The 24,624-nt window shown below is 54.3% G+C and carries 17 protein-coding genes; 11 read left to right on the forward strand and 6 right to left on the reverse strand.

The window, feature by feature from the left end:
• Nucleotides 1-153 precede the first annotated feature (153 nt).
• Nucleotides 154-1,428 (reverse strand): IS1 family transposase, encoded by a 1,275-nt coding sequence (locus UTM25_RS08975; RefSeq protein WP_194399962.1) that lies wholly within the window; start codon nucleotides 1,426-1,428, stop codon nucleotides 154-156.
• A gap of 122 nt (nucleotides 1,429-1,550) precedes the next feature.
• On the opposite strand from UTM25_RS08975, the gene UTM25_RS08980 reads away from it, so the two are divergent.
• Both UTM25_RS08980 and UTM25_RS08985 read left to right on the forward strand, forming a co-directional pair.
• Entirely contained in the window at nucleotides 1,551-3,104 is a 1,554-nt protein-coding gene (locus UTM25_RS08980; RefSeq protein ID WP_194399963.1) for a bifunctional metallophosphatase/5'-nucleotidase, read from the forward strand.
• 22 nt (nucleotides 3,105-3,126) lie between these two features.
• Complete coding sequence (locus UTM25_RS08985; RefSeq protein ID WP_194399964.1) at nucleotides 3,127-4,653, forward strand: aryl-sulfate sulfotransferase; 1,527 nt, start codon at nucleotides 3,127-3,129, stop codon at nucleotides 4,651-4,653.
• Nucleotides 4,654-4,823: 170 nt separating this feature from the next.
• On the opposite strand, the gene infA is transcribed toward UTM25_RS08985, so the two are convergent.
• The 5 genes from infA to trxB all read right to left on the reverse strand — a co-directional run bounded on the left by infA (nucleotide 4,824) and on the right by trxB (nucleotide 10,647).
• Complete coding sequence (gene infA, locus UTM25_RS08990) at nucleotides 4,824-5,042, reverse strand: translation initiation factor IF-1 (RefSeq protein WP_002211347.1); 219 nt, start codon at nucleotides 5,040-5,042, stop codon at nucleotides 4,824-4,826.
• A gap of 284 nt (nucleotides 5,043-5,326) precedes the next feature.
• Entirely contained in the window at nucleotides 5,327-6,031 is a 705-nt protein-coding gene (gene aat, locus UTM25_RS08995) for a leucyl/phenylalanyl-tRNA--protein transferase (RefSeq protein WP_194399965.1), read from the reverse strand.
• A gap of 45 nt (nucleotides 6,032-6,076) precedes the next feature.
• Nucleotides 6,077-7,798 (reverse strand): heme ABC transporter ATP-binding protein/permease CydC, encoded by a 1,722-nt coding sequence (gene cydC / locus UTM25_RS09000; RefSeq protein WP_048979707.1) that lies wholly within the window; start codon nucleotides 7,796-7,798, stop codon nucleotides 6,077-6,079.
• The gene (cydD, locus tag UTM25_RS09005) at nucleotides 7,798-9,564 is read right to left on the reverse strand and encodes a heme ABC transporter permease/ATP-binding protein CydD (RefSeq protein WP_194399966.1); all 1,767 of its coding nucleotides are present in this window, start codon (nucleotides 9,562-9,564) and stop codon (nucleotides 7,798-7,800) included. Before cydD ends, cydC begins: the two co-directional genes overlap by 1 nt.
• Before the next feature lie 114 nt (nucleotides 9,565-9,678).
• Nucleotides 9,679-10,647, reverse strand: a complete 969-nt coding sequence (gene trxB, locus UTM25_RS09010) for a thioredoxin-disulfide reductase (protein WP_194399967.1) — start codon at nucleotides 10,645-10,647, stop codon at nucleotides 9,679-9,681.
• A gap of 544 nt (nucleotides 10,648-11,191) precedes the next feature.
• Between trxB and lrp the strand changes: the two genes are divergently transcribed.
• The 9 genes from lrp (at nucleotide 11,192) to UTM25_RS09055 (ending at nucleotide 24,554) form a co-directional block, all read left to right on the forward strand.
• Nucleotides 11,192-11,686: a leucine-responsive transcriptional regulator Lrp gene (gene lrp, locus UTM25_RS09015; RefSeq protein ID WP_000228469.1), complete on the forward strand. Its 495-nt coding sequence runs from the start codon at nucleotides 11,192-11,194 to the stop codon at nucleotides 11,684-11,686.
• A gap of 135 nt (nucleotides 11,687-11,821) precedes the next feature.
• Complete coding sequence (locus tag UTM25_RS09020) at nucleotides 11,822-15,499, forward strand: DNA translocase FtsK 4TM domain-containing protein (RefSeq protein ID WP_194399968.1); 3,678 nt, start codon at nucleotides 11,822-11,824, stop codon at nucleotides 15,497-15,499.
• Nucleotides 15,500-15,627: 128 nt separating this feature from the next.
• Nucleotides 15,628-16,242, forward strand: a complete 615-nt coding sequence (lolA, locus tag UTM25_RS09025; protein WP_023310983.1) for an outer membrane lipoprotein chaperone LolA — start codon at nucleotides 15,628-15,630, stop codon at nucleotides 16,240-16,242.
• 9 nt (nucleotides 16,243-16,251) lie between these two features.
• Nucleotides 16,252-17,595: a replication-associated recombination protein RarA gene (gene rarA / locus UTM25_RS09030; RefSeq protein ID WP_033145084.1), complete on the forward strand. Its 1,344-nt coding sequence runs from the start codon at nucleotides 16,252-16,254 to the stop codon at nucleotides 17,593-17,595.
• A 92-nt stretch (nucleotides 17,596-17,687) separates the two neighbouring features.
• The gene (gene serS / locus UTM25_RS09035) at nucleotides 17,688-18,980 is read left to right on the forward strand and encodes a serine--tRNA ligase (protein WP_008499983.1); all 1,293 of its coding nucleotides are present in this window, start codon (nucleotides 17,688-17,690) and stop codon (nucleotides 18,978-18,980) included.
• A 212-nt stretch (nucleotides 18,981-19,192) separates the two neighbouring features.
• Nucleotides 19,193-21,637 carry a dimethylsulfoxide reductase subunit A gene (gene dmsA, locus UTM25_RS09040; protein ID WP_194399969.1) on the forward strand — a complete coding sequence of 815 codons (2,445 nt, stop codon included), beginning with the start codon at nucleotides 19,193-19,195 and terminating at the stop codon, nucleotides 21,635-21,637.
• Nucleotides 21,638-21,647: 10 nt separating this feature from the next.
• Nucleotides 21,648-22,265, forward strand: coding sequence for a DMSO/selenate family reductase complex B subunit (locus UTM25_RS09045; protein ID WP_021240882.1), 618 nt, complete (start codon nucleotides 21,648-21,650; stop codon nucleotides 22,263-22,265).
• Between the two features lies 1 nt (nucleotide 22,266).
• Nucleotides 22,267-23,130, forward strand: a complete 864-nt coding sequence (locus tag UTM25_RS09050; RefSeq protein WP_029739492.1) for a dimethyl sulfoxide reductase anchor subunit family protein — start codon at nucleotides 22,267-22,269, stop codon at nucleotides 23,128-23,130.
• A 275-nt stretch (nucleotides 23,131-23,405) separates the two neighbouring features.
• The gene (locus tag UTM25_RS09055) at nucleotides 23,406-24,554 is read left to right on the forward strand and encodes an MFS transporter (protein WP_320714658.1); all 1,149 of its coding nucleotides are present in this window, start codon (nucleotides 23,406-23,408) and stop codon (nucleotides 24,552-24,554) included.
• Nucleotides 24,555-24,624: the final 70 nt, after the last annotated feature.

The raw sequence follows: 24,624 nt of genomic DNA on the forward strand, positions 1-24,624 counted from the left end.
ACCACCTTGACGGACTCAACCGCGTCGGGGGAGTTCCTCTGACGCCAAATGGATTAATCTTCGTAAAAATGGGTGTTACAGGAAGACGTTAATAACTTTTGATGACAATAAAATAGTGCAGTTCGCTGCCGTACAGCTCGCGTTATGTAGCCCTTAACTGCCTGAATTTTCCTTCATCTGTTGGTTGTAAATACAGCCAAGACCCACTAAATGCTGGCTCACTACCCGCGCCCCAAAGTTATGACACTGTAATGACCATGGATGGGATTTCAGCCAGACAGCAAATGCAGTGCAGGATGCAAGTGAAATCAACGCGGGTTCCGCTGTACTTTGCTGTCCGGTCAGCAGGCCAATCATCTTGCATATCTCGCCATTATCCCAACGCTGCCACACATTTTTCCACCATCCCATTTTCCAGCTACCAGTAAGGCAAAATGCTTTGTCAGAGAGGTTGGCGTTTTCAATATTTTCAGACACAAACCAAAGATCGGTTTTCCCAAGTCGGACTTCTGTTGACCAGGCAGTTATAGCCCCGCCGCGCAAAACGCACTCATGGGCGAGATAATGATCGGTTACACCCGGGAAGCGTCGTTTTAATCTCTGGAAATGACTGTGTATGGTAATGACAGGACGGACCATGCTTCCCCGGTCGTTTCGCTTAAGCTCGGCACTACCGTACTGAATTTCATCAAATTGACTCCGTTTAAGAAATTGCATCTCTTGCTCCCGAATAAGATCGGTATCGCTCGACGGTAGTATCGAAGAAGGGAAAGACTTAGAACCCTGATAGAGCAATGAATCACCTGCCTTCCAGTCGCAATAGTTGGTTGTTATTTGAATAATTTTGCCGGAGTCAGCATCGGCACTGATTACAACATACAGTTTCTGTCTCGCAGAATGACCCTGAAACGGTATAACCATTGTGGTCGTTGACACCCTTGTTAGCGCAGGGAGTGAAACATGCAGATCGTGCTCGAATCCGTTAACCGCTTGCGCAAGGACCCTTTGGTTTGTCGTTTCACCAGAGTGCACCCCTTGTTCGAGCTGGGAAAGAAGGGTGATATTTTTATTCAGGCCTACAGCATTGTCATAGTGTGGAGTAAATACATAACGGCAGGTACAACATTGAAAGCGGGGTGTTCTGGCTTTTGTGTATCCATAGCGAATGATGTGCGCTGTAAAACAGCGGGGACAACCTTGTCCTGTATTTCCTAATTTTCGTTGCATGAATTGACTGAACCACTCGTCACATTCTTTGGTATTAAACAGTGGAGGAAGACTGCCACATTTTTGACATTCAAGTGCAGCGTAGCCCAGACGATAAACAGGAAAAACATAATCATTCGCATCTGGTATTCCGAGATTTGGACATGACCAGCTTTTACAAACATTGAGATCTATTTTTGGAGCGGATTCCATGTGCTTCACCAACTGATTCTGTTAGTCGTAAATTTTCGCGTCTCCCTTTTCCATATGTCGTGAGAAGGTTCACAAAATCTGTTTTTTGCTAATCGATAATGAAATTCTTTCTTTAATTCGAGAGTTAAAAAATGAAAAAAACAGTAATCGCGGTTTTATTACTATCGGGATATGCTTCGCTAAGTCCAGCGCAGGATGTTACCGTCATTTATACCAATGACCTGCATGCACATGTTGAGCCCTATAAACTCCCTTATGTTGCAGAAGGTAAAAGAGCTGTCGGTGGCTTCGCAAATATTGCGACTTACGTTAAGCAAGAAAAGCAAAAGAATAAGGCTACTTTTTATTTCGATGCTGGAGATTACTTTACCGGTCCGTACATTAGCAGCCTGACAAAAGGGCGGGCAATCATAGATATTATGAATACAATGTCATTTGATGCTGCGTCTGTCGGCAATCATGAGTTCGACCATGGATGGGATAATACGCTGATACAGCTCAGTCAGGCTAAATTCCCGATACTGTTAGGTAACGTGTTTTATAAAAATAGTAATGTCCTTTTCTGGAATAAGCCGTATACCATCATCGAAAAGGATGGCGTTAAAATTGGGGTCATTGGGTTGCATGGCGTATTCGCTTTCGATGATACCGTTTCATCGTCAATGCGTCAGGGTATTGAAGCGCGTGACGAGGTGAAATATCTCCAGCGTTATCTGAATGAACTACGTGGAAAAGTAGATATAACCGTTGCACTCATGCATGAAGGTTTCCCCGCACGCCAGTCCAGTATCGGTAACACCGATGTCAAACGCGCCCTTGATAAGGATATCCAGACGGCGAAGCAGGTGAAAGGACTGGATATTCTGATTACCGGACATGCGCATGTTGGAACGCCGGAGCCGCTTAAAGTAGGTAACACGCTGGTGCTTTCGACTGACAGTGGTGGGATTGATATTGGTAAGCTGGTCCTGGATGTGGATCTAAAAAAACATCACAACAAAATAAAAAGCTTCGAACTTAAGACCCTTTATGCTGATGAATGGAAACCCGATCCGGCAACTCAGAGTGTTATTGATAGCTGGAATAAAAAGCTCTCCGAAACGGTTCGCCAAAAAGTTGGAGAGACGCCTGTTACGCTTACGCGCGCCTACGGGGAATCATCTTCGCTGGGCAATTTATTTACCGATGCAATGCTTGCTGCTGCGCCTGATGCGCAACTGGCGCTCACTAATTCAGGTGGTCTGCGGGCTGATTTGAATGCCGGTCCGATAACCCTCGGCGATGTTATTAGCGCGTTTCCGTTTCCAAATGAGCTAACCGTAATGGATTTGAATGGGAAATCCTTACGAAATCTTATGGAGCACAGTGCGTCACTCACTAACGGTGTTTTGCAGATGTCGAAAGGACTGGAAATGCGCTACGACCAACATAAACCTGTCGGGCAACGCGTTGTACTATTTACGCTTAATGGCAAGCCAATTGTAGACTCTGAAACCTATCGCGTAGCGACAAATAGTTTCCTTGCCCCTGGTGGTGATGGCTTCACTGCATTCATTGATGGTCAGAACAAACAGGTAAAAGGTGGATATAACCTTTCCGATGCGGTTATTGATTATCTGGTGAAAGGAAATAAGATCATTCCCCAACAGGTGAATGAGATGCGAGTAAAAGAAGTTAAACAGTAATAATTAATAACAGGTGAATAATATGGCAATTACCTATCTTGGAATGGAACTCGCCCCTGCTAACAACCAGCTTGCGGTCTATCTGAAGTTTATAATTGATGAGGCGATAACATATTCCTATACGGTACTGGGAAGAACGACTAGCACTACAAGTTTAGACTTTACGTATTCTTCAAATGACATTGTCTCTTTACCTGAGATAAAAATTCCGGTTATTGGACTGTATGCAAACTACCTTAACCATGTGCAGATTGTCTTTAAAAACCTTAGCGGAGTGGAAATTTTTAATCAAACCATCCAGGTAAGCACACAGGAACAACTCTACCGCGAGGGGACGATTTTCCATATCGATATTGAGCAAACGGATCCCGCTAACTTCACGACCGTATGGGGAAACAGTTGGTTAATGACTACCAATTGTGATGGCTACGACCGGAACGGCGATCTTCGCTGCTATTATGCTCAGCCCTACCGTAATCAGATGCTAAAAACGCATAATGGTTATTTCTATATCGGCAGTGATGAAGATGAACACTGGTATGGGCGACGCTTTTTCAAAATCGATATTTTAGGCAACGAGATTCTGGAGTTTGATTTACGCGACCGCGATGGTAACCGCTACGCTAACACCCACGATCTGATTTGGGATTCAGCCGATAATCTTTTCATGATTGGTAATGATAACCCGGACCGTTCGACCAACACGATGAGACAGGACGCATTAATTTTAAAATTTGATGAAAAGACAGGCGTGATGTTGTGGGCAAAAAATTATACTCGTGCATTTGATAATACTCAGATCCTGAATAATAGCCCCACAAACGATGCTCATCTTAACTCGCTTTCCTGGATCCCCGCAGGCGAGGCAAATGCTGAAGCGATTGTTGTTCATACTCGCTCTGCAGGCCTGACGTTTGGTATTTCTCCTGCCGACGGCAAGATATTATGGAGTATTAATACCGGGGGGTTTAACAGTAATTTCGCAGCAGGACAGGGCGTTACGCAGATAGATACTTCCGGTATTGAGAGTTTTGAAAATGGCGCTCATACCGTATTCGTCACTAAAAATAGCGCTTTTGCTGGGTTAAGCAATGAGGCTGAAGGAAAATTTGTTCTTTCGCTCTTTGATAATCGCTCCTGCGTTGATAATGAAGGCAATGCGGTTACTCGAGATATTACAAGTGATGCAACGGCTGATTCTTACAAAACCGATCCAGCGAGAGTCATGTTCTATGCTGTTGATCTCGTTGCCAATACAGCAACTCAGGCAGGAAGCATTATCCAGTTACCCTCCGATCGTGTTCCTCAGGTCACTGATTTTATGGGGGCAGCAATAGATTATGGTGACTACTATGGCATCTACACCAACCACGCACGCTCTTTCTTTATCAGCGATGCAACAGGCCATATTATTGCCACAATCTACGATCTGATTTGCTCGATGGATGGCTATCCAGAGTTCCCTGGTGAATGCTACCGGGCAAGGTTGTTTGCAAAAGACGAGCTTGATGCTTTGATAAATATAGGTTATCAGGTGGCAAACGGCTGATAGCATAGCAAGACACAGCCATAAAAAAGGCATTGCTGTCGAACAGACAGCCCTGACGCTGTATCGAACGGCCAAATAATTGTTCAAATAATCGCCTGCAGCACAAAAAAGTAAGGCCGGGAAAATCCCGGCCTTATTTAATATTCATCTGCCATTACAGGCGAAAACAATTAGCGACTACGGAAGACAATGCGGCCTTTGCTCAGGTCGTACGGGGTCAGTTCAACAGTCACTTTGTCGCCCGTCAAAATGCGGATGTAGTTTTTGCGCATTTTACCGGAGATGTGCGCAGTTACCACGTGACCGTTTTCCAGCTCTACGCGAAACATGGTATTAGGCAACGTATCAAGTACGGTACCCTGCATTTCAATATTGTCTTCTTTGGCCATCTAATCCTCTGGGGTATCACTACCAAGTTTTGAACCGGCAAGATAATGCCGAAATTCATCAATTAAGTAAAGAATTGCGCGATTAAAACGCAGCAAAACAGTTTCGGCGCATTGCCCAAGCGTCACGGTACAACCGAACAGGAAGCGCATTCGTAAAGGGGAGACAACAGGATAAACGTCAGGACGTTATCTGAAGCGAGGGTCCCAAACGGCGGCGGGGCAACAGGCAGAAGCTACTCTGCGGCATAATTATAACACCCTCACAAAAAATATGCGGAAAACATTTAGGCATTGGGCATAAAGAGCGTTCTCGGTATCCAGAAGTCGCGCGGGAGCTTCTCCTGACGGCTGACGTCCAGCTGTTCGATGTACTGGCGTCGCGGGATTTCAACAGCACCCAGGGAGGCCGTATGCTCGTTGAGCACCTGACAATCGATCAGGCGTCCGCCGCGCTGGGCAAACGCATCGCAGAAGACCAGCAGCGCGGTTTTCGAGGCGTTAACCGCACGAGAGAACATCGACTCGCCGCAAAACAGCGTCCCCTGCGCCACGCCGTACATGCCGCCGATGAGTGCTCCACCTTCCCACACCTCTATGGAATGGGCGTAGCCAAGCTCATGGAGCTGGTGGTAGGCGGTAATGATATCGCGGGTTATCCATGTCCCTTCATAGCGGTCTTCTGCACAGCCTTCAATGACCTGACCAAAAGCGTGGTTGAGGGTGACTCGGTAGGGGGATTTCGCATGGAAACGCTTCATGCTGCGGCTCGCGTGAAACTGCGCTGGCCACAGCACGGCACGCGGATCGGGGGACCACCATAAAATCGGATCGCCGGGGGAAAACCAGGGGAAGATACCGCGCTGGTACGCCATTAAAAGCCGTGCGGGGCTGAGATCACCACCAAGGGCCAGCAGCCCGTTGGGCTCACGCAGCGCCCCTTCCGGAGAAGGGAACGCGATGTTATGACGAGAAAGCTGGACCAGGCGCATGACAGCAAAACTCCAGTACGCGAGTGAGGACGCTACAAATATAGTCTACAGACGCTGTTTAAACTGGTAGTAGCGACCCTGTTTCGCCAACAGCTCTGCGTGACTACCTTGCTCAATAATGTGTCCGTTGTCCATCACAATTATCCGATCAAAACTCGCCAGTCCGCGCAGGCGGTGTGTGACCATCAGCACGGTTTTGCCGGTCATGACATTCGCCAGTAAATCAAGGATTTGGCTCTCGGTTGTTGCATCCAGCCCTTCGGTGGGTTCGTCGAGCAGCATCAGCGGCGCATCGTGCAGCAGCGCGCGCGCAATAGCCAGACGGCGCAGTTCACCGCCGGAGAGCTGACGGCCGCCTTCGCCCAGCCAGCTGTTCAGCCCGTCGTCCTCAAGCAGTTTTTGCAGTCCGACCTGCTCCAGCACTGCGCGAAGCGCATCATCAGAGGCCTCTGGCGCGGCCAGCAGCAGGTTATCGCGCAGGGTGGCGCTAAACAGATGCACGCGCTGCGGAACGACGCTCACCGTCTTGCGCAGGGCCTGCTCGCTGAAATCGGTCAGCAACGTGTTATTAAAACGAATCTGGCCGCGCTGCGGATCCCAGGCGCGGGTCAGCAACTGCAGCAGCGTCGATTTACCACAGCCGGTACGGCCGAGGATCGCCATCCGCTGTCCTGCATTAACTGAAAGATTGATACCATCCAGCGCGTTTTGCGCCTGTTTGTCATAGGCGAAGGTGACATCTTCAAGCGTCAGCGCAACCTGCTCTGGTACCGCAGTTTGCCCGGCACTGAACGTGACTTCTGGCTCCTGTTCGGCAATCTGCGTGATGCGCAGGGCAGAGGCGATCACCTGACCAAGATGCTGGAAGGCGCCCGTCACCGGGGCCAGCGCCTCAAACGCCGCCAGCGCGCAGAAGACGAAAAGGGCAATAAGTGGACCCGGCTGTGAATTTCCCCCTACATCGCCGGAAGCCAGCCACAGCATGGCAATCACCGCCACGCCGCCGATTAACATCATCAGCGCCTGAGAGAAGGCCGTCAGCTCCGACTGGCGGCGCTGGGCCTCATGCCAGTTAAGCTCCGTACTTTCCATCCGCGCACGGTAGCGCTTGCTGGCGCCAAAAATCGTCAGCTCAGCCTGCCCCTGAAGCCAGGAGGTGAGCTGCTGGCGGTAGTCCCCGCGCAGGCGCGTCAGGTTTTCCCCGGTGGATTTCCCGGCGCGGTAAAACAGCGGCGGCAGAATGATGAGCGTCAGTAGCATGATCCCGCCCAGCGTCAGCGCAACGGAAACGTCCAGAACAGACAACCCCAGCGTGACCACCACAATCACCACAAACGCGCCCACGATCGGGGAAATCACGCGCAGGTACAGGTGATCCAGCGTGTCGACATCCGCAACAACACGGTTAAGTAATTCACCCTGACGAAAACGCGCCAGCCCGGCAGGGGAGAGGGGCAGCAGTTTGCTGAAGGTGTAGATGCGCAGGTGCTGCAGCACGCGGAAAGTGGCGTCGTGGCTGACCAGCCGTTCGAAATAGCGTCCGGCAGTCCGCGTGATGGCGGTACCGCGAACACCGGCAGCCGGGAGCATATAGTTGAAGCTGTATAAACCGGCAAAGCCCGCGACGGCCGAGGCTGACAGGAACCAGCCGGAAAGGGTGAGCAGGCCAATGCTGGCGAGCAGCGTGACAATCGCCAGCACAATCCCCAGCGTCAGCATCCATTTGTGACGTTTATAGAGCGCAAGATAAGGCAGCAGAGCACGCATCAGATGTCCTCCTGACGGTTCGCCAGCAGGGCGGCAAACGGTCCCTGCGCGGCAACGAGAGAGGCGTAATCGCCTTGCTCAACAATACGGCCGTTCTCCATGACCCAGATCTGGTCCCAGTCGGCAATCCCTTCCAGCTGATGGGTAACCATCAGGGTGGTTTGCTGCCGGGAGGCGGCGTTCAGGGCCTCCATTACGCGCTGTTCGCTGTGGGCGTCCAGGCTGGCGGCGGGCTCATCCAGCAGCATCAGATGGCATGGGTTAAGCAGCGCACGGGCAACCGCCACGCGCTGCGCCTGTCCGACCGAGAGTCCGGCAGACTGGTCGCCGACCACGGTATCTACCCCCTGCGGAAGCAGCGGCAGAAACTCGCTGACCCAGGCGCGGTCGAGCACCGATTGCAGTTCATCTTCACGCGCGTCCGGGCGCGCCAGCAGGACGTTTTCACGCAGCGTAGAGGCTGGAAGCTGCGGGTTTTGGCCTACCCACCTGAGCTGTTTACGCCAGGCGTCAGGATCGAGGTTACGCAGTTCCGTTTTGTTGATCCGCAGTGAACCTGTGTAGGCCATAAAACCGGATAGCGCATTCAGCAGCGAACTTTTCCCGGAACCGCTGGTACCGACGAGCACTACGCGTTGTCCGGCAGGTAAGTTAAAGTTCAGCGGACCCGCGAGCACTTTGCCTTCCGGTGACAGAATAGAAAAGTCCTGCGCTTCAATGGTCACGGGGTCTTTAGCATTCAGCGTCACGTCACCCCGCTCCGGGTGAGCCAGCGGCGTTTCAAGGAACGTTTTCAGGCTATCGGCTGCACCAACCGCCTGCGCTTTGGCGTGATAGAAGGTCCCCAGATCGCGGAGCGGCTGGAAAAACTCCGGGGCCAGGATCAGCGCCAGGAAACCGGCAGAAAGGGTCACCGCCGTGCCGTAATGGCCGAAATCCAGCGCGCCAAGGTAGGAGAAGCCAAAGTAGACCGCCACGAGGGCAATCGACAGCGAGGTAAAGAATTCCAGTACGCCGGAGGACAAGAAGGCAAGGCGTAACACTTCCATGGTGCGCTGACGGAAGTCCTGCGATGCCCGGCGAATATTTTCGGTTTCCGCTTCACCGCGGCCAAAAATGCGTAACGTCTCCATGCCGCGCAGACGATCGAGGAAATGACCGCTGAGGCGACCCAGAGCCAGGAAGTTACGGCGGTTGGCATCCGCTGCCCCCATGCCGACCAGCGCCATAAACAGTGGGATCAGCGGGGCGGTGCCCATCAGAATCAGCGCAGCCATCCAGTTCACCGGGAAGATGGCGATCACGATCAGCAGCGGAACGAAGACGGCAAGGGCCATCTGCGGCAGATAGCGCGCATAGTAGTCGTGCATATCGTCAATCTGCTCAAGGATCAGCGTCGCCCAGCTACCGGCCGGTTTACCCTGGATCCACGCGGGCCCGGCTTCCTGAAGGCGATCCAGCACCTGACGGCGTATCTCGTAGCGGATGTGCTGTCCGGCGTGAAAACCGACGCGCTCACGCAGCCACACCACCCAGGCGCGCAGGATAAAAATCAGGATCAGGACAATAAAAGGCAGCAACAGCGCTTCGCGCGGGATGTTCTCCATGATCATGTGATTAAGAATGCGGGCCAGCAGCCATGCCTGGGCAACAATCAACAGACCGCTAACGAACCCCAGGAGACGGGAAATCGTAAGCCAGCGGCGGGAAATAACGCTTTGCTGTTTCAGCCAGCGTGTTAACTCTTGTTGACGGGTTTTTTCCATTGCGTACTTTGCAGGTGACGTTATTAGAAATTGGGCAGCGCAATGTTACAACGGGGAGACAATAAAGGCGACTTATCGCCGCCTTTATTTACGTTTGTTACTGACTTGTAAAGATTATTTACCTTGTTCAGCCAGTCCATCGAGGTAGCGTTCAGCGTCCAGCGCGGCCATACAGCCGGTGCCAGCAGAGGTAATCGCCTGACGATAAATATGGTCCATTACGTCGCCAGCCGCGAACACGCCCGGGATGCTGGTCTGGGTCGCATTACCGTGAATGCCGGACTGCACTTTGATGTAGCCGTTTTCCAGCTCCAGCTGACCGTCGAAGATCGCGGTGTTCGGGCTGTGACCGATCGCCACGAACAGACCCGCCACTTCAAGCGTTTCGACGTTGTCGGTGTTCTGGGTATCACGGATATGCAGACCGGCAACGCCCATCTGGTCGCCCGTCACCTCTTCCAGGGTACGGTTGGTGTGCAGCACGATGTTGCCGCTGGCCACTTTATCCATCAGGCGTTTGATCAGGATCTTCTCCGCGCGGAAGGTTTCGCGGCGGTGGATCAGGTGCACTTCAGAGGCAATGTTCGCCAGGTAGAGCGCTTCTTCCACTGCGGTGTTACCGCCGCCGATGACCGCGACTTTCTGATTGCGGTAGAAGAAACCGTCACAGGTTGCGCAGGCAGAGACGCCGCGGCCTTTGAACGCTTCTTCGGATGGCAGACCGAGGTAACGGGCAGAGGCGCCGGTGGCAACGATCAGCGCGTCACAGGTGTATTCGCCGCTGTCGCCCGTCAGGCGGAACGGACGGTTCTGCAGATCGACCTTATTGATGTGGTCGAACAGAATTTCAGTTTCGAATTTAGCGGCATGCTCGTGCATACGTTCCATCAGCAGCGGCCCGGTCAGGTCGTTCGGGTCCCCTGGCCAGTTTTCCACTTCGGTGGTGGTGGTCAGCTGACCGCCTTTTTCCATGCCGGTGATGAGTACCGGGTGCAGGTTAGCGCGTGCAGCATAGACCGCTGCGGTATATCCCGCAGGTCCAGAACCAAGGATTAGCAGCTTACTGTGTTTGGCCGTGCCCATGAGATCCCCATTGTTGTTGACAGACATTTGGCTGGATTGTAGGGAATTTGTTGTCGTAAAAAAAGAGCGCAGCAATTTTGATATCAATCTGTGTAATAGCCACGGGCGATGAATGAGGCGCTATAACATCACGCTTTCGCCTGAAAACCGGTCGTTTGTAAGGCAATAAAATGAGGATTAATACCCTGCCGTAATGAATATCCGGCATGTTGTACTAAAAAACGATGTTTTGCTTTGACAATCCCCTGCGCTTTTGCGAAAACATTCAAGGAAGAAAAAAAACCGCGTTAACCGTATGCCGCATAGGCATGCACGTAAATGCCATTTTTACCGGGTCAGTGAAATCTACGCATGGCGTGGACAGACGCCATACGTGATGTCGGTGACTGCCTTCGGGCAACGGTCTTCTTACCAACAGAACCCGAATCCGCATCGCGTCTAATACAAAACCAGGCGATGTGATGACTAACGGGTACAGGCTCTGAACAGTGATGTGCACAGGGTCCAGGCAGGAGTAGGGAAGGAATACAGAGAGACAATAATAATGGTAGATAGCAAGAAGCGCCCTGGCAAAGATCTCGACCGTATCGATCGTAACATTCTTAATGAATTGCAAAAGGATGGGCGTATTTCCAACGTCGAGCTTTCAAAACGTGTGGGACTTTCCCCGACGCCGTGCCTTGAGCGTGTGCGCCGACTGGAAAGACAGGGTTTCATTCAGGGCTATACTGCTCTGCTGAACCCGCATTATCTGGATGCCTCACTTCTGGTATTTGTTGAGATTACTCTGAATCGTGGTGCGCCGGATGTGTTTGAGCAATTTAACGCCGCTGTACAAAAACTTGAAGAAATTCAAGAGTGTCATCTGGTATCCGGTGATTTCGACTACCTGTTGAAAACCCGTGTGCCTGATATGTCCGCCTACCGTAAGCTGCTGGGGGAAACCCTGCTGCGTCTGCCAGGCGTGAACGACACCCGTACGTATGTGGTGATGGAAGAGGTCAAACAGAGCAATCGTCTGGTTATTAAGACGCGCTAACACGGAACAGGTGCAAAATCAGCGTAGTTTGATTACACTCCTGTTAATCCATACAGCAACAGTGCCGGGGAGTCCCGGCGCTGTTGTCCGTTTTAGCAAAAAGGCAGGATATGCCTGATACCTGGAGAGCCTTTTTTGAGCCAGGAATACACTGAAGACAAAGAAGTCACACTATCGAAGCTAAGCAGCGGACGTCGTCTTCTCGAGGCTTTGCTGATTGTTATTGCCCTTTTTGCCGTCTGGCTGATGGCAGCCTTACTCAGTTTCAACCCCTCAGATCCCAGCTGGTCACAAACTGCATGGCATGAGCCTATCCATAATTTAGGCGGTGTCCCCGGTGCCTGGCTTGCTGACACGCTGTTTTTCATTTTCGGTGTGATGGCCTACACCCTTCCCGTTATTATCATTGGCGGATGCTGGTTTGCGTGGCGTCATCGTCAGAACGATGATTACATCGACTATTTTGCCGTGTCGCTGCGCCTGATTGGCGCGCTGGCGCTGATCCTCACCTCGTGCGGGCTGGCGGCAATCAATGCGGATGATATCTGGTACTTCGCCTCTGGCGGGGTGATCGGCAGTTTACTCAGTTCTGCGCTGCAGCCGATGCTGCACAGCAGCGGCGGCACGCTGGCGCTGCTATGTATCTGGGCGGCCGGGCTGACGTTGTTCACCGGCTGGTCCTGGGTGAGCATAGCCGAGAAAATCGGCAGTTTTATCCTCACCATTCTGACCTTCGCCAGCAACCGTACCCGTCGTGACGATACGTGGGTTGATGAAGAAGAATACGAAGATGAAGAGGAAGATGACGCGCCTGTTCAGCGTCGCGAGTCTCGTCGTGCGCGTATTCTGCGCGGCGCGCTGGCGCGTCGCCAGCGTGTTGCTGAGAAATTTGCCAACCCGCTGGGTCGTAAAACCGATGCGGCGCTCTTCTCCGGTAAACGCATGGATGAAGACGAGCAGGTGGCGTATCGCGCTGCGGGTGTCGCCGTCGATCCTGACGATGTGCTCTTCTCCGGCAGCCGGGCCACTCCGGGTGACTTCGACGAATACGATCCGCTGTTAAATGGCCATTCGGTTACCGAGCCGGTTGCGGCCGCTGCAGCCGCGACGACCGCTGCGCAGGCGTATGCCGCGCCTGTCGACGCCGTGATGCCATCCGCGCCGGTTTCGCCGCCGGAATCCGTTATTCAGCAGCCTCAGGTTGACTGGCAGACTGCGCCAGGCGTTCACACGCCGGAGCCGGTTATCGCGCCTGAACCTGAAAGCTACATCCCTGTGCAGCAGGAGCAGTGGCAGCAGCCTTATCAGCCGCCGCAGCCTGCGTATGAACCGCAAGATTACCCGCACTATGAACAGCCTGTGGCCCAACCTTATCAGGAGTATGTGCCTGAGCCGGTTGAACCTGTGCAGCCTTATGTAGAGCCGCAGCCTGAACATGAAATCGTGGAAGAGGTAAAACCCTCTCGTCCACCGATGTACTATTTTGAAGAAGTTGAAGAGCGTCGTGCGCGTGAACGCGAGCAGCTGGCGGCCTGGTACCAGCCTGTGCCTGAACCGGTGCAGGAGCCGGTGACGAAAGCGCGTTCTGCTTCCGTTCCACCGATCGACCCGACGCCTGCAGTCGCACCCGTAGCGGAAAGCGTGAAGCAGGCTACCGCGGCCGCTGCCGTAGCTGCACCTGTCTTTAGCCTGGCAACAGGGGGCACGCCGCGTCCTCAGGTGAAGGAGGGGATTGGTCCGCAACTGCCTCGCCCTAACCGCGTTCGCGTACCCACCCGTCGTGAGCTTGCCTCTTATGGCATCAAGCTGCCTTCCCAGCGTATGGCGGAAGAGAAAGCGCGCGAGCCTGAGTACGAAGATGACGCCGATGAAATGCAGCAGGACGAGCTGGCCCGTCAGTTCGCCGCGCAGCAGAATCAGCGCTACGGTGAAGAATATCAGCACGATGAACCGGTGCTGGAAGACGAAGAGGACGCGGCTGAAGCAGAATTAGCGCGCCAGTTTGCGGCCACTCAACAGCAGCGCTATTCCGGTGAACAACCGGCTGGTGCAAATCCGTTCTCGCTGTCTGATTTTGAATTCTCGCCGATGAAGGATCTGGTGGATGATGGCCCGAGCGAGCCGTTATTTACCCCGAGCGTGATGCCGGAAGCGGAGCCTGTGCGCCAGCAGCCAGCACCACAGGCCTACGCGCAGCAGCATCAACCTGTTCAGCAACCGCAGCAATCGCAGCAGCCACCGCAGTTCCAGCAGCCTGCGCCTCAGCCGCAGGAAAGTCTGATTCACCCTCTGCTGATGCGTAACGGTGACAGCCGTCCGCTGCAGCGTCCAAGCACGCCGTTGCCGTCGCTGGATCTGTTAACGCCTCCGCCGTCAGAAGTGGAGCCGGTCGATACCTTCGCGCTGGAGCAGATGGCGCGCCTGGTTGAAGCGCGTCTGGCTGACTTCCGCATCAAGGCGGACGTGGTGAACTACTCGCCGGGTCCTGTGATCACCCGTTTTGAACTGAACCTGGCGCCCGGCGTTAAAGCCGCGCGTATTTCCAACCTGTCCCGCGACCTGGCGCGTTCTCTGTCGACCGTTGCGGTACGTGTGGTGGAAGTAATACCGGGCAAACCGTACGTTGGCCTTGAGCTGCCGAACAAGAAACGTCAGACCGTCTACCTGCGTGAAGTGCTGGATAACACCAAATTCCGGGATAACCCATCTCCGCTGACGGTGGTGCTGGGTAAAGATATCGCTGGCGATCCGGTAGTCGCGGATCTCGCCAAAATGCCTCACCTGCTGGTAGCGGGTACCACCGGTTCCGGTAAGTCTGTTGGTGTGAACGCCATGATCCTCAGCATGCTCTATAAAGCGCAGCCGGAAGATGTGCGTTTCATTATGATCGACCCGAAAATGCTCGAACTGTCGGTCTACGAAGGCATCCCGCATCTGCTGACCGAAGTGGTCACCGACATGAAAGACGCCGCCAACGCCCTGCGCTGGAGCGTCAATGAGATGGAACGCCGCTACAAGCTGATGTCTGCGTTGGGCGTGCGTAACCTGGCCGGGTATAACGAGAAAATTGCCCAGGCTGTGCGCATGGGGCGTCCGATCCCGGATCCTTACTGGAAGCCGGGTGACAGCATGGATGCCCAGCATCCGGTGCTGGAAAAACTGCCTTATATCGTCGTGCTGGTCGATGAATTCGCTGACCTTATGATGACCGTCGGTAAGAAAGTAGAAGAGTTGATTGCCCGTCTGGCGCAGAAAGCGCGTGCGGCGGGTATTCACCTAGTGCTGGCGACCCAGCGTCCTTCCGTGGACGTTATCACCGGTCTTATCAAAGCGAACATCCCGACGCGTATCGCTTTTACCGTATCAAGTAAAATTGACTCCCGTACCATTCTTGACCAGGGTGGCGCAGAGTCGCTGCTGGGTATGGGTGACATGCTCTATTCAGGCCCGAACTCCACCTCTCCGGTGCGCGTCCACGGTGCGTTCGTCCGCGATGAGGAAGTTCACGCCGTCGTGCAGGACTGGAAAGCGCGCGGTCGTCCGCAATACGTTGACGGTATTACCAGCGACACGGAAAGCGAAGGCGGCGGCGGTGGCTTCGACGGCGGCGAAGAGCTGGATCCGTTATTCGATCAGGCGGTTAACTTCGTTACCGAAAAACGCAAAGCGTCCATCTCAGGCGTGCAGCGTCAGTTCCGCATCGGCTATAACCGCGCAGCGCGTATTATTGAGCAGATGGAAGCGCAGGGCATTGTGAGCGAGCAGGGGCATAACGGTAACCGCGAGGTGCTGGCACCGCCGCCGTTTGATTAACCTTCAGCGATTGCAAAGAAGGGTAAATCAGCCAAAATTAAGCATTTTCTTCTGTTGCCTGCCTTCGGGCAGGTCCAGAATAGAAGACGGAAACCCCATATCGGGAAGACGTATTTTAAGGAATAACAATGAAAAAAATCGCCATCGCCTGTGCATTACTCACCAGTTTTGTCGCCAGCAGCGTCTGGGCTGATGCAGCCAGCGACCTTAAAAGCCGACTGGATAAAGTAAGCAGCTTCCACGCCAGCTTCACGCAAAAAGTGACGGACGGCAGCGGCAACGCGGTGCAGGAAGGCCAGGGAGATTTGTGGGTAAAACGCCCAAATCTGTTCAACTGGCACATGACCCAGCCGGATGAGAGTATCCTGGTGTCTGACGGCAAAACCTTATGGTTCTTCAACCCGTTCGTTGAGCAGGCAACGGCGACCTGGCTGAAAGATGCCACCAGCAATACGCCGTTTATGCTGATTGCTCGTAACCAGTCCAGCGACTGGCAGCAGTACAATATTAAACAGACGGGTGACGAGTTTGTCCTGACGCCGAAAGGCAGTAACGGCAACCTGAAGCAGTTCACCATTAACGTAAGCACCAACGGTACGATTAATCAGTTCGGCGCGGTTGAGCAGGACGATCAGCGCAGCAGCTACCAGCTCAAGTCTCAGCAGAACGGCGCCGTTGATGCATCGAAATTTACCTTTACCCCGCCGCAGGGCGTAACGGTGGACGACCAACGCAATAAGTAAGAGGCGTGAGTGGGCAATCTGTCGCTCGATTTTTCAGATAACGCGTTTCAACCTCTGGCCGCTCGTATGCGGCCAGAAAATTTAGCGCAGTATATCGGCCAGCAACATCTGCTGGCTGCCGGTAAGCCATTGCCGCGCGCCATTGAGGCCGGGCATCTTCACTCCATGATCCTCTGGGGCCCCCCTGGCACCGGCAAGACTACGCTTGCAGAAGTGATCGCCCGCTATGCCAACGCGGACGTCGAACGTATCTCGGCGGTCACCTCCGGCGTGAAAGAGATCCGTGAGGCGATCGAGCGTGCGCGGCAGAACCGCAATGCCGGGCGGCGTACCATCCTCTTCGTGGACGAAGTCCATCGCTTCAACAAAAGCCAGCAGGATGCCTTCCTGCCGCATATTGAAGACGGCACGATCTTCTTCATCGGTGCGACCACCGAAAACCCATCGTTTGAACTGAACTCGGCGCTGCTTTCCCGCGCGCGCGTTTACCTGCTCAAATCGCTCACCACCGAGGATATCGAAAAGGTTCTCACCCAGGCGATGGACGACAAAGCGCGCGGCTACGGCGGGCAGGATATCGTTCTGCCTGACGACACGCGTCGTGCAATTGCCGAGCTGGTCAACGGTGATGCGCGGCGTGCGCTGAATACGCTGGAAATGATGGCCGATATGGCCGAAATCGACGATGCCGGGAAGCGGGTGCTGAAACCGGAACTGCTCACCGAAATTGCGGGGGAGCGCAGCGCGCGTTTCGATAACAAAGGCGACCGTTTTTACGACCTGATCTCGGCGCTGCATAAGTCCGTGCGCGGCAGCGCGCCGGATGCGGCGCTTTACTGGTACGCGCGCATTATCACTGCGGGCGGCGATCCTTTATATGTCGCGCGTCGCTGTCTGGCGATTGCGTCAGAAGATGTCGGCAATGCCGATCCTCGCGCCATGCAGGTCGCGCTGTCGGCCTGGGACTGCTTCACCCGCGTTGGGCCCGCGGAAGGCGAACGCGCCATTGCGCAGGCGATTGTCTATCTGGCCTGTGCGCCGAAAAGTAATGCGGTTTATACCGCGTTTAAAGCGGCGATGTCCGATGCGCGTGAACGTCCGGACTACGATGTGCCGGTTCACCTGCGTAACGCGCCGACCAAACTGATGAAAGAGATGGGATATGGGCAGGAGTATCGTTACGCTCATGATGAACCCAATGCCTACGCTGCCGGGGAGGAATATTTCCCGCAGGAGATGGCACAAACGCGCTATTATCACCCCACAAACAGAGGTCTTGAAGGCAAGATTGGTGAAAAGCTCACCTGGCTCGCCGGACAGGATCAAAATAGCCCTATAAAACGCTACCGTTAGTTCAATCGTTGCGGTAATGTTGGCAATGTATCCTTGTGGCCGCAGGCTGTGGTCACATTTTCCTATTTTAATTCGATAAGCACAGGATAAGCATGCTCGATCCCAATCTGCTGCGTAATGAGCCAGACGCAGTCGCTGAAAAACTGGCACGCCGGGGCTTTAAGCTGGATGTAGATAAGCTGCGCGCTCTTGAAGAGCGTCGTAAAGTTCTGCAGGTACAAACTGAAAATCTGCAGGCAGAGCGTAACTCTCGATCGAAATCCATCGGCCAGGCGAAAGCGCGCGGGGAAGATATTGAGCCATTACGCCTGGAAGTGAACAAACTGGGTGAAGAACTGGATCAGGCTAAAGCTGAGCTGGATGTTCTTCAGGCCGAGATTCGTGATATTGCCCTGGCTATCCCGAATATTCCTGACGACAGCGTGCCTGTCGGCAAAGATGAGAACGACAACGTTGAAGTGAAACGCTGGGGTACGCCTCGTGAGTTTGACTTCGAAGTACGCGATCACGTGACGCTGGGCGAAATGCACGCGGGCCTGGACTTTGCGGCAGCGGTTAAGCTGACCGGTTCTCGCTTCGTGGTGATGAAAGGCCAGATTGCTCATCTGCACCGCGCGCTGGCACAGTTCATGCTGGATCTGCACACCGAGCAACATGGCTACAGCGAAACCTACGTGCCGTATCTGGTTAACCACGATACGCTGTACGGTACGGGTCAGCTGCCGAAATTTGCCGGCGATCTGTTCCATACCCGTCCGCTGGACGAGGAAGCAGACAGCAGCAACTACGCGCTGATCCCAACCGCTGAAGTGCCGCTGACTAACCTCGTGCGTGATGAGATCATCGATGAAGACGACCTGCCAATTAAGCTGACGGCACACTCTCCGTGCTTCCGTTCTGAAGCAGGTTCTTACGGTCGCGACACGCGCGGTCTGATCCGTATGCACCAGTTCGACAAAGTTGAGATGGTGCAGATCGTCCGCCCTGAAGAGTCCATGGACGCGCTGGAAGAGATGACCGGTCACGCTGAGAAAGTGCTGGAGCTGCTGGGCCTGCCGTATCGTCGTATGGCCCTGTGCACCGGTGATATGGGCTTTGGTGCCTGCAAAACCTTCGATCTGGAAGTGTGGGTGCCTGCGCAGAACACCTACCGTGAAATCTCCTCCTGCTCTAACGTCTGGGATTTCCAGGCGCGTCGTATGCAGGCACGCTGCCGCAGCAAATCTGACAAGAAAACCCGTCTGGTGCATACCCTGAACGGTTCTGGTCTGGCTGTGGGCCGTACGCTGGTTGCCGTGCTGGAAAACTATCAGCAGGCAGACGGTCGTATTGAGATCCCTGAAGTGTTGCGTCCATACATGAAGGGCCAGCAGTACATCGGCTAATTCTTTGCCTCACAACAAAAAAGCGCCTTTAGGCGCTTTTTTTATGCCGCGGAATTGACACGACGCAATACCCCCTCCCTCTAAAGTAGTAATACTCCTCCGAATGAAAGTCAGCATAAAAAGCTGATTACGTAAAAATTCGTTATATATAAAACTACATAGCGGTTTTGTGCCGCCACTCTTTTCTTTGTGAGCAACCAAAGTGAGTCTCTATGAAAATCAACGCGCCTGAAGCATTAATGGCTGCCGAGGTCACTCGCCGTGGGTTGATGAAAACCACGGCAATAGGCGGCCTGGCCGTAGCCAGCAGCGCCTTCACGCTTCCTTTTACCCGACTGGCCTCAGCGGCGGATGCACTATCCCCAGCCTCAGCTCCGGAAAAAGTGGTGTGGAGTGCCTGTACCGTAAACTGCGGTAGCCGTTGTCCGCTGCGTATGCATGTGGTGGATGGCGAAATTAAATATGTCGAAACCGACAATACCGGGGACGATAACTATGAAGGGTTACATCAGGTTCGCGCATGTTTGCGCGGCCGATCAATGCGTCGTCGCGTGTATAATCCGGACCGCCTGAAATATCCAATGAAGCGCGTCGGTAAGCGTGGCGAAGGCAAGTTCGAGCGAATTAGCTGGGATGAAGCCTACGATATTATCGCCACCAATATACAGCGCCTTATCAAAGAGTACGGCAACGAATCCATCTACCTGAACTACGGCACCGGGACGCTCGGCGGTACGCTGACCCGCTCCTGGCCACCGGGTAAAACGCTGGTGGCACGCCTGATGAACTGCTGCGGCGGTTATCTCAATCACTATGGTGACTACTCATCGGCGCAGATTGCCGCGGGACTCAACTACACCTACGGCGGCTGGGCGGACGGCAACAGCCCGTCTGATATCGAAAACAGTAAGCTGGTGGTGTTGTTCGGTAATAACCCGGGCGAAACCCGCATGAGCGGTGGCGGGGTAACCTATTATCTCGAACAGGCCCGCGCCAAATCCAATGCCCGCATGATCATTATCGATCCGCGCTATACCGACACTGGCGCCGGACGTGAAGACGAGTGGATCCCAATCCGTCCGGGTACCGATGCAGCGCTGGTCTCCGCGCTGGCGTGGGTGATGATCACCGAAAACCTCGTCGATCAGCCTTTCCTGGATAAATACTGCGTCGGCTATGACGAGAAAACCCTGCCAGCCAGCGCGCCTGCAAATGGCCATTACAAGGCCTATATTCTCGGGCAGGGCAGCGACGGCGTGGCGAAAACGCCCGAGTGGGCGTCCACCATCACCGGTATTCCGGCCGAGCGTATCGTTCAGCTGGCGCGTGAGATTGGCTCCGCCAAACCGGCCTACATCAGCCAGGGCTGGGGACCGCAGCGCCATGCGAACGGCGAAATCGCGACCCGTGCCATCTCCATGCTCTCCATTTTGACCGGCAACGTCGGTATTCACGGCGGTAACACCGGCGCGCGTGAAGGCTCGTATGAAGTGCCGTTTGAACGTATGCCGACGCTGGATAACCCTGTTCAGACTAGCATCTCCATGTTTATGTGGACCGATGCGATCGAACGTGGTCCTGAAATGACCGCCCTGCGCGACGGCGTGCGCGGCAAGGACAAGCTGGACGTGCCGATCAAGATGATCTGGAACTATGCCGGTAACTGTCTCATCAACCAGCACTCCGAAATCAACCGTACCCATGAAATCCTGCAGGATGATAAGAAGTGCGAGATGATTGTGGTGATCGACTGCCATATGACCTCCTCGGCGAAATATGCCGATATCCTGCTGCCGGACTGCACCGCCTCTGAGCAGATGGATTTCGCGCTGGACGCCTCCTGCGGCAACATGTCTTACGTGATCTTTACCGACCAGGCGATCAAACCGCGCTTCGAGTGCAAAACCATTTATGAGATGACCTCTGAGCTGGCGAAACGTCTTGGCGTTGAGCAGCAGTTTACCGAGGGGCGTACACAGGAAGGGTGGATGCGCCATCTGCATGAACTCTCCCGTAAGGCGGTCCCTGACCTGCCTGATTTCGATACCTTCCGCAAGCAGGGTATGTACAAACAGCGCGATCCGGAAGGGCACCACGTGGCTTACAAAGCGTTCCGTGAAGATCCGCAGGCGAATCCGCTGACCACGCCGTCGGGCAAAATCGAAATCTACTCCGAAGAGCTGGCAAAAATCGCGTCGACCTGGGAGCTGCCGGAAGGGGACGTTATCGATCCGCTGCCGATCTACACGCCGGGTTTCGAAAACTACAACGATCCGCTGACGGCGAAATTCCCGCTGCAGCTGACCGGTTTCCACTACAAAGCGCGCGTGCACTCCACCTACGGTAACGTCGACGTACTCAAGGCCGCCTGCCGTCAGGAGATGTGGATCAACCCGATGGATGCCAAAGCACGCGGCATCAGCAATGGCGATCGCGTGCGTATCTTCAACGGTCGCGGCGAGGTGCACATTGAAGCCAAAGTGACGCCGCGCATGATGCCAGGCGTGGTGGCGCTGGGGGAAGGGGCCTGGTACAGCCCTGATGCCAACCGCATCGACCAGGCGGGCAGTATTAACGTGCTGACCACGCAGCGTCCGTCGCCGCTGGCGAAGGGCAACCCATCCCACACAAACCTTGTCCAGGTTGAAAAGGTTTAAGGAGTAGCCGATGACAACCCAGTATGGATTTTTTATTGATTCCAGCCGTTGCACCGGGTGCAAAACCTGCGAGCTGGCCTGTAAAGATTACAAAGACCTGACTCCTGACGTCAGCTTCCGCCGCATCTACGAATACGCCGGGGGCGACTGGCAGGAAGATAACGGCGTCTGGCATCAGAACGTCTTTGCCTATTACCTGTCGATTGCCTGCAACCACTGTGAAGATCCGGCCTGCACCAAGGTCTGCCCGAGCGGGGCGATGCACAAGCGTGAAGACGGCTTTGTGGTGGTGGATGAAGATGTCTGCATCGGCTGCCGGTACTGCCACATGGCGTGCCCGTACGGTGCGCCGCAGTACAACGCCGCCAAAGGTCATATGACCAAATGCGACGGTTGCCATACCCGCGTGGCGGATGGCAAAAAGCCGATTTGCGTTGAGTCCTGCCCGCTGCGTGCGCTGGACTTCGGCCCGATTGAAGAGTTGCGTCAAAAACACGGTCAGCTTGCCGCAGTGGCACCGCTGCCGTCTGCGCACTTCACGAAGCCGAGCATTGTGATTAAACCTAACGCCAACAGCCGTCCTACAGGTGACACTACCGGCTACCTGGCAAATCCGAAGGAGGTGTGAGATGGGAAGTGGATGGCATGAATGGCCGCTGATGATCTTCACGGTCTTTGGTCAGTGCGTGGCGGGCGGTTTCATTGTGCTTGCGCTGGCGCTGTTAAAAGGGAACCTCAATGCCGAACAGCAGCAGCGTTTAGTGTTGAGCATGTTTGGCCTGTGGGTGCTGATGGGAATTGGCTTTATCGCCTCTACGCTGCACCTGGGTTCGCCGATGCGCGCGTTTAACTCTCTGAACCGCGTGGGGGCCTCATCCCTTAGTAACGAGATTGCCAGCGGGGCAATTTTCTTTGCCGTCGGTGGGCTGGGCTGGCTGCTGGCCGCTTTGAAGAAATTGCCTGCGGGTCTGCGCAGCCTGTGGCTGATCGTGACGATGGTTCTGGGCGTGGTGTTCGTGTGGATGATGGTGCGCGTCTATAACACTATCGATACCGTTCCAACCTGGTACAGCGTCTGGACGCCGATGAGCTTCTTCCTGACGATGTTTATCGGCGGGCCGCTGCTGGGCTACCTGCTGCTGCGCGTGGCGGGCGTAGACGGGTGGGCAATGCGTTTGCTGCCGGCTGTTTCGCTGCTGGCGCTGGTGGTGAGTGCGATGGTTGCTCTGATGCAGGGGGCAGAACTGGCAACCATTCACAGCTCTATTCAGCAGGCTTCTGCCCTGGTGCCGGACTACGGTTCTCTGATGGCCTGGCGCATCGTTCTGCTGGTCGCGGCGTTGGTATTCTGGATCGCTCCGCAGCTCAAAGGCTATCAGCCCGCGCTGCCTTTGCTGTCACTGGCCTTTGTGCTGGTCCTGGCGGGTGAACTGATTGGCCGCGGCGTGTTCTACGGGTTGCATATGACCGTAGGTATGGCTATCGCCAGCTAACGTCGCATTTCGTTATATCAAGCCGGGCCTGAGTGCCCGGCTTTTTCTTTTTTCGATCATGAAATTTTTCGACTGTCGTTTTGTTTTAATTTTGTCCATTAATAAATAAAAACAGATACATAATTAATATCTATAGCAGGCGTGGCATTAGCAGGATAAGTTTTTTAAATCGACAGGGAACATATTGTGCGAGGCGGCTAAGTCAGTGGATTGACTTTGTTTTTGCCAGTGGCATGATGCGCACGAAATCTGAACTTCCTCACGGTTTTTAATCCATGACCACCTATACCCGGCCAGTGCTTCTGTTGCTCTGTGGCCTGCTTCTGCTGACCCTGGCGATCGCAGTGTTAAACACGCTCGTCCCGCTGTGGCTCGCCCATGAAAACTTACCGACCTGGCAGGTGGGTATGGTCAGCTCGTCCTTTTTTACCGGCAACCTGCTGGGTACGCTGGTGACAGGGAGCCTGATTAAGCGCTTTGGCTTTAACCGCAGCTATTATCTGGCTTCGCTGATTTTCGCCGCCGGGTGTGCTGGGCTGGGCCTGATGGTCGGCTTCTGGAGCTGGATGGCATGGCGCTTTATCGCAGGTGTAGGCTGCGCGATGATTTGGGTGGTGGTTGAAAGTGCGCTGATGTGCAGCGGCACCTCCCGCAACCGTGGACGCCTGCTGGCAGCCTATATGATGGTTTATTACGTCGGCACCGTGCTGGGTCAACTGATGGTCAGCAAGCTGCCAACCGATCTGATGAGCGTTCTGCCGTGGGTAACGGGCATGGTGCTGGCCGCGATCCTGCCGCTGCTCTTCACGCGCATTGTGAACCAGAACAGCGAGCATCAGGAAGCGACCCACGTCTGGCCGATGCTCAGACTCCGTCAGGCGCGCCTGGGCGTTAACGGCTGCATTATCTCGGGGATTGTACTGGGCTCGCTCTACGGCCTGATGCCGCTCTATCTGAATCATCAGGGCGTCAGCGATTCCGGAATTGGTTTCTGGATGGCGGTGATGGTGAGTGCGGGGATCGTCGGGCAGTGGCCGATTGGCCGACTGGCGGATCGTTTCGGCCGTCTGCTGGTGCTGCGCGTTCAGGTCTTTGTGGTGATTATGGGATGCCTTGCGATGCTCAGCAACGCCGCGATGGCGCCTGCGCTGTTTATTCTCGGGGCTGCCGGCTTTACGCTCTATCCGGTCGCGATGGCCTGGGCCTGTGAGAAAGTTGAACATCATCAGCTGGTGGCAATGAACCAGGCGCTTTTACTGAGCTATACCATCGGCAGTTTATTAGGGCCGACGTTTACCGCGATGCTGATGCAGAATTACTCTGATAATTTATTGTTTATCATGATCGCCAGCGTATCGTTTATTTATCTCTTAATGCTGCTGCGCAAAGTGGGCGAACACCCAACGCCTGTGGCTCATACCTGATTAATTAAAAGCCTGTCGATGACAGGCTTTTTTGTCCCTGTCACAACTAAGAGTTTTACTTATTGTTTGT

The organism is Enterobacter sp. 61D5 (assembly GCF_034107965.1).
Taxonomy (GTDB): Bacteria; Pseudomonadota; Gammaproteobacteria; order Enterobacterales; family Enterobacteriaceae; genus Enterobacter; species Enterobacter cloacae_M.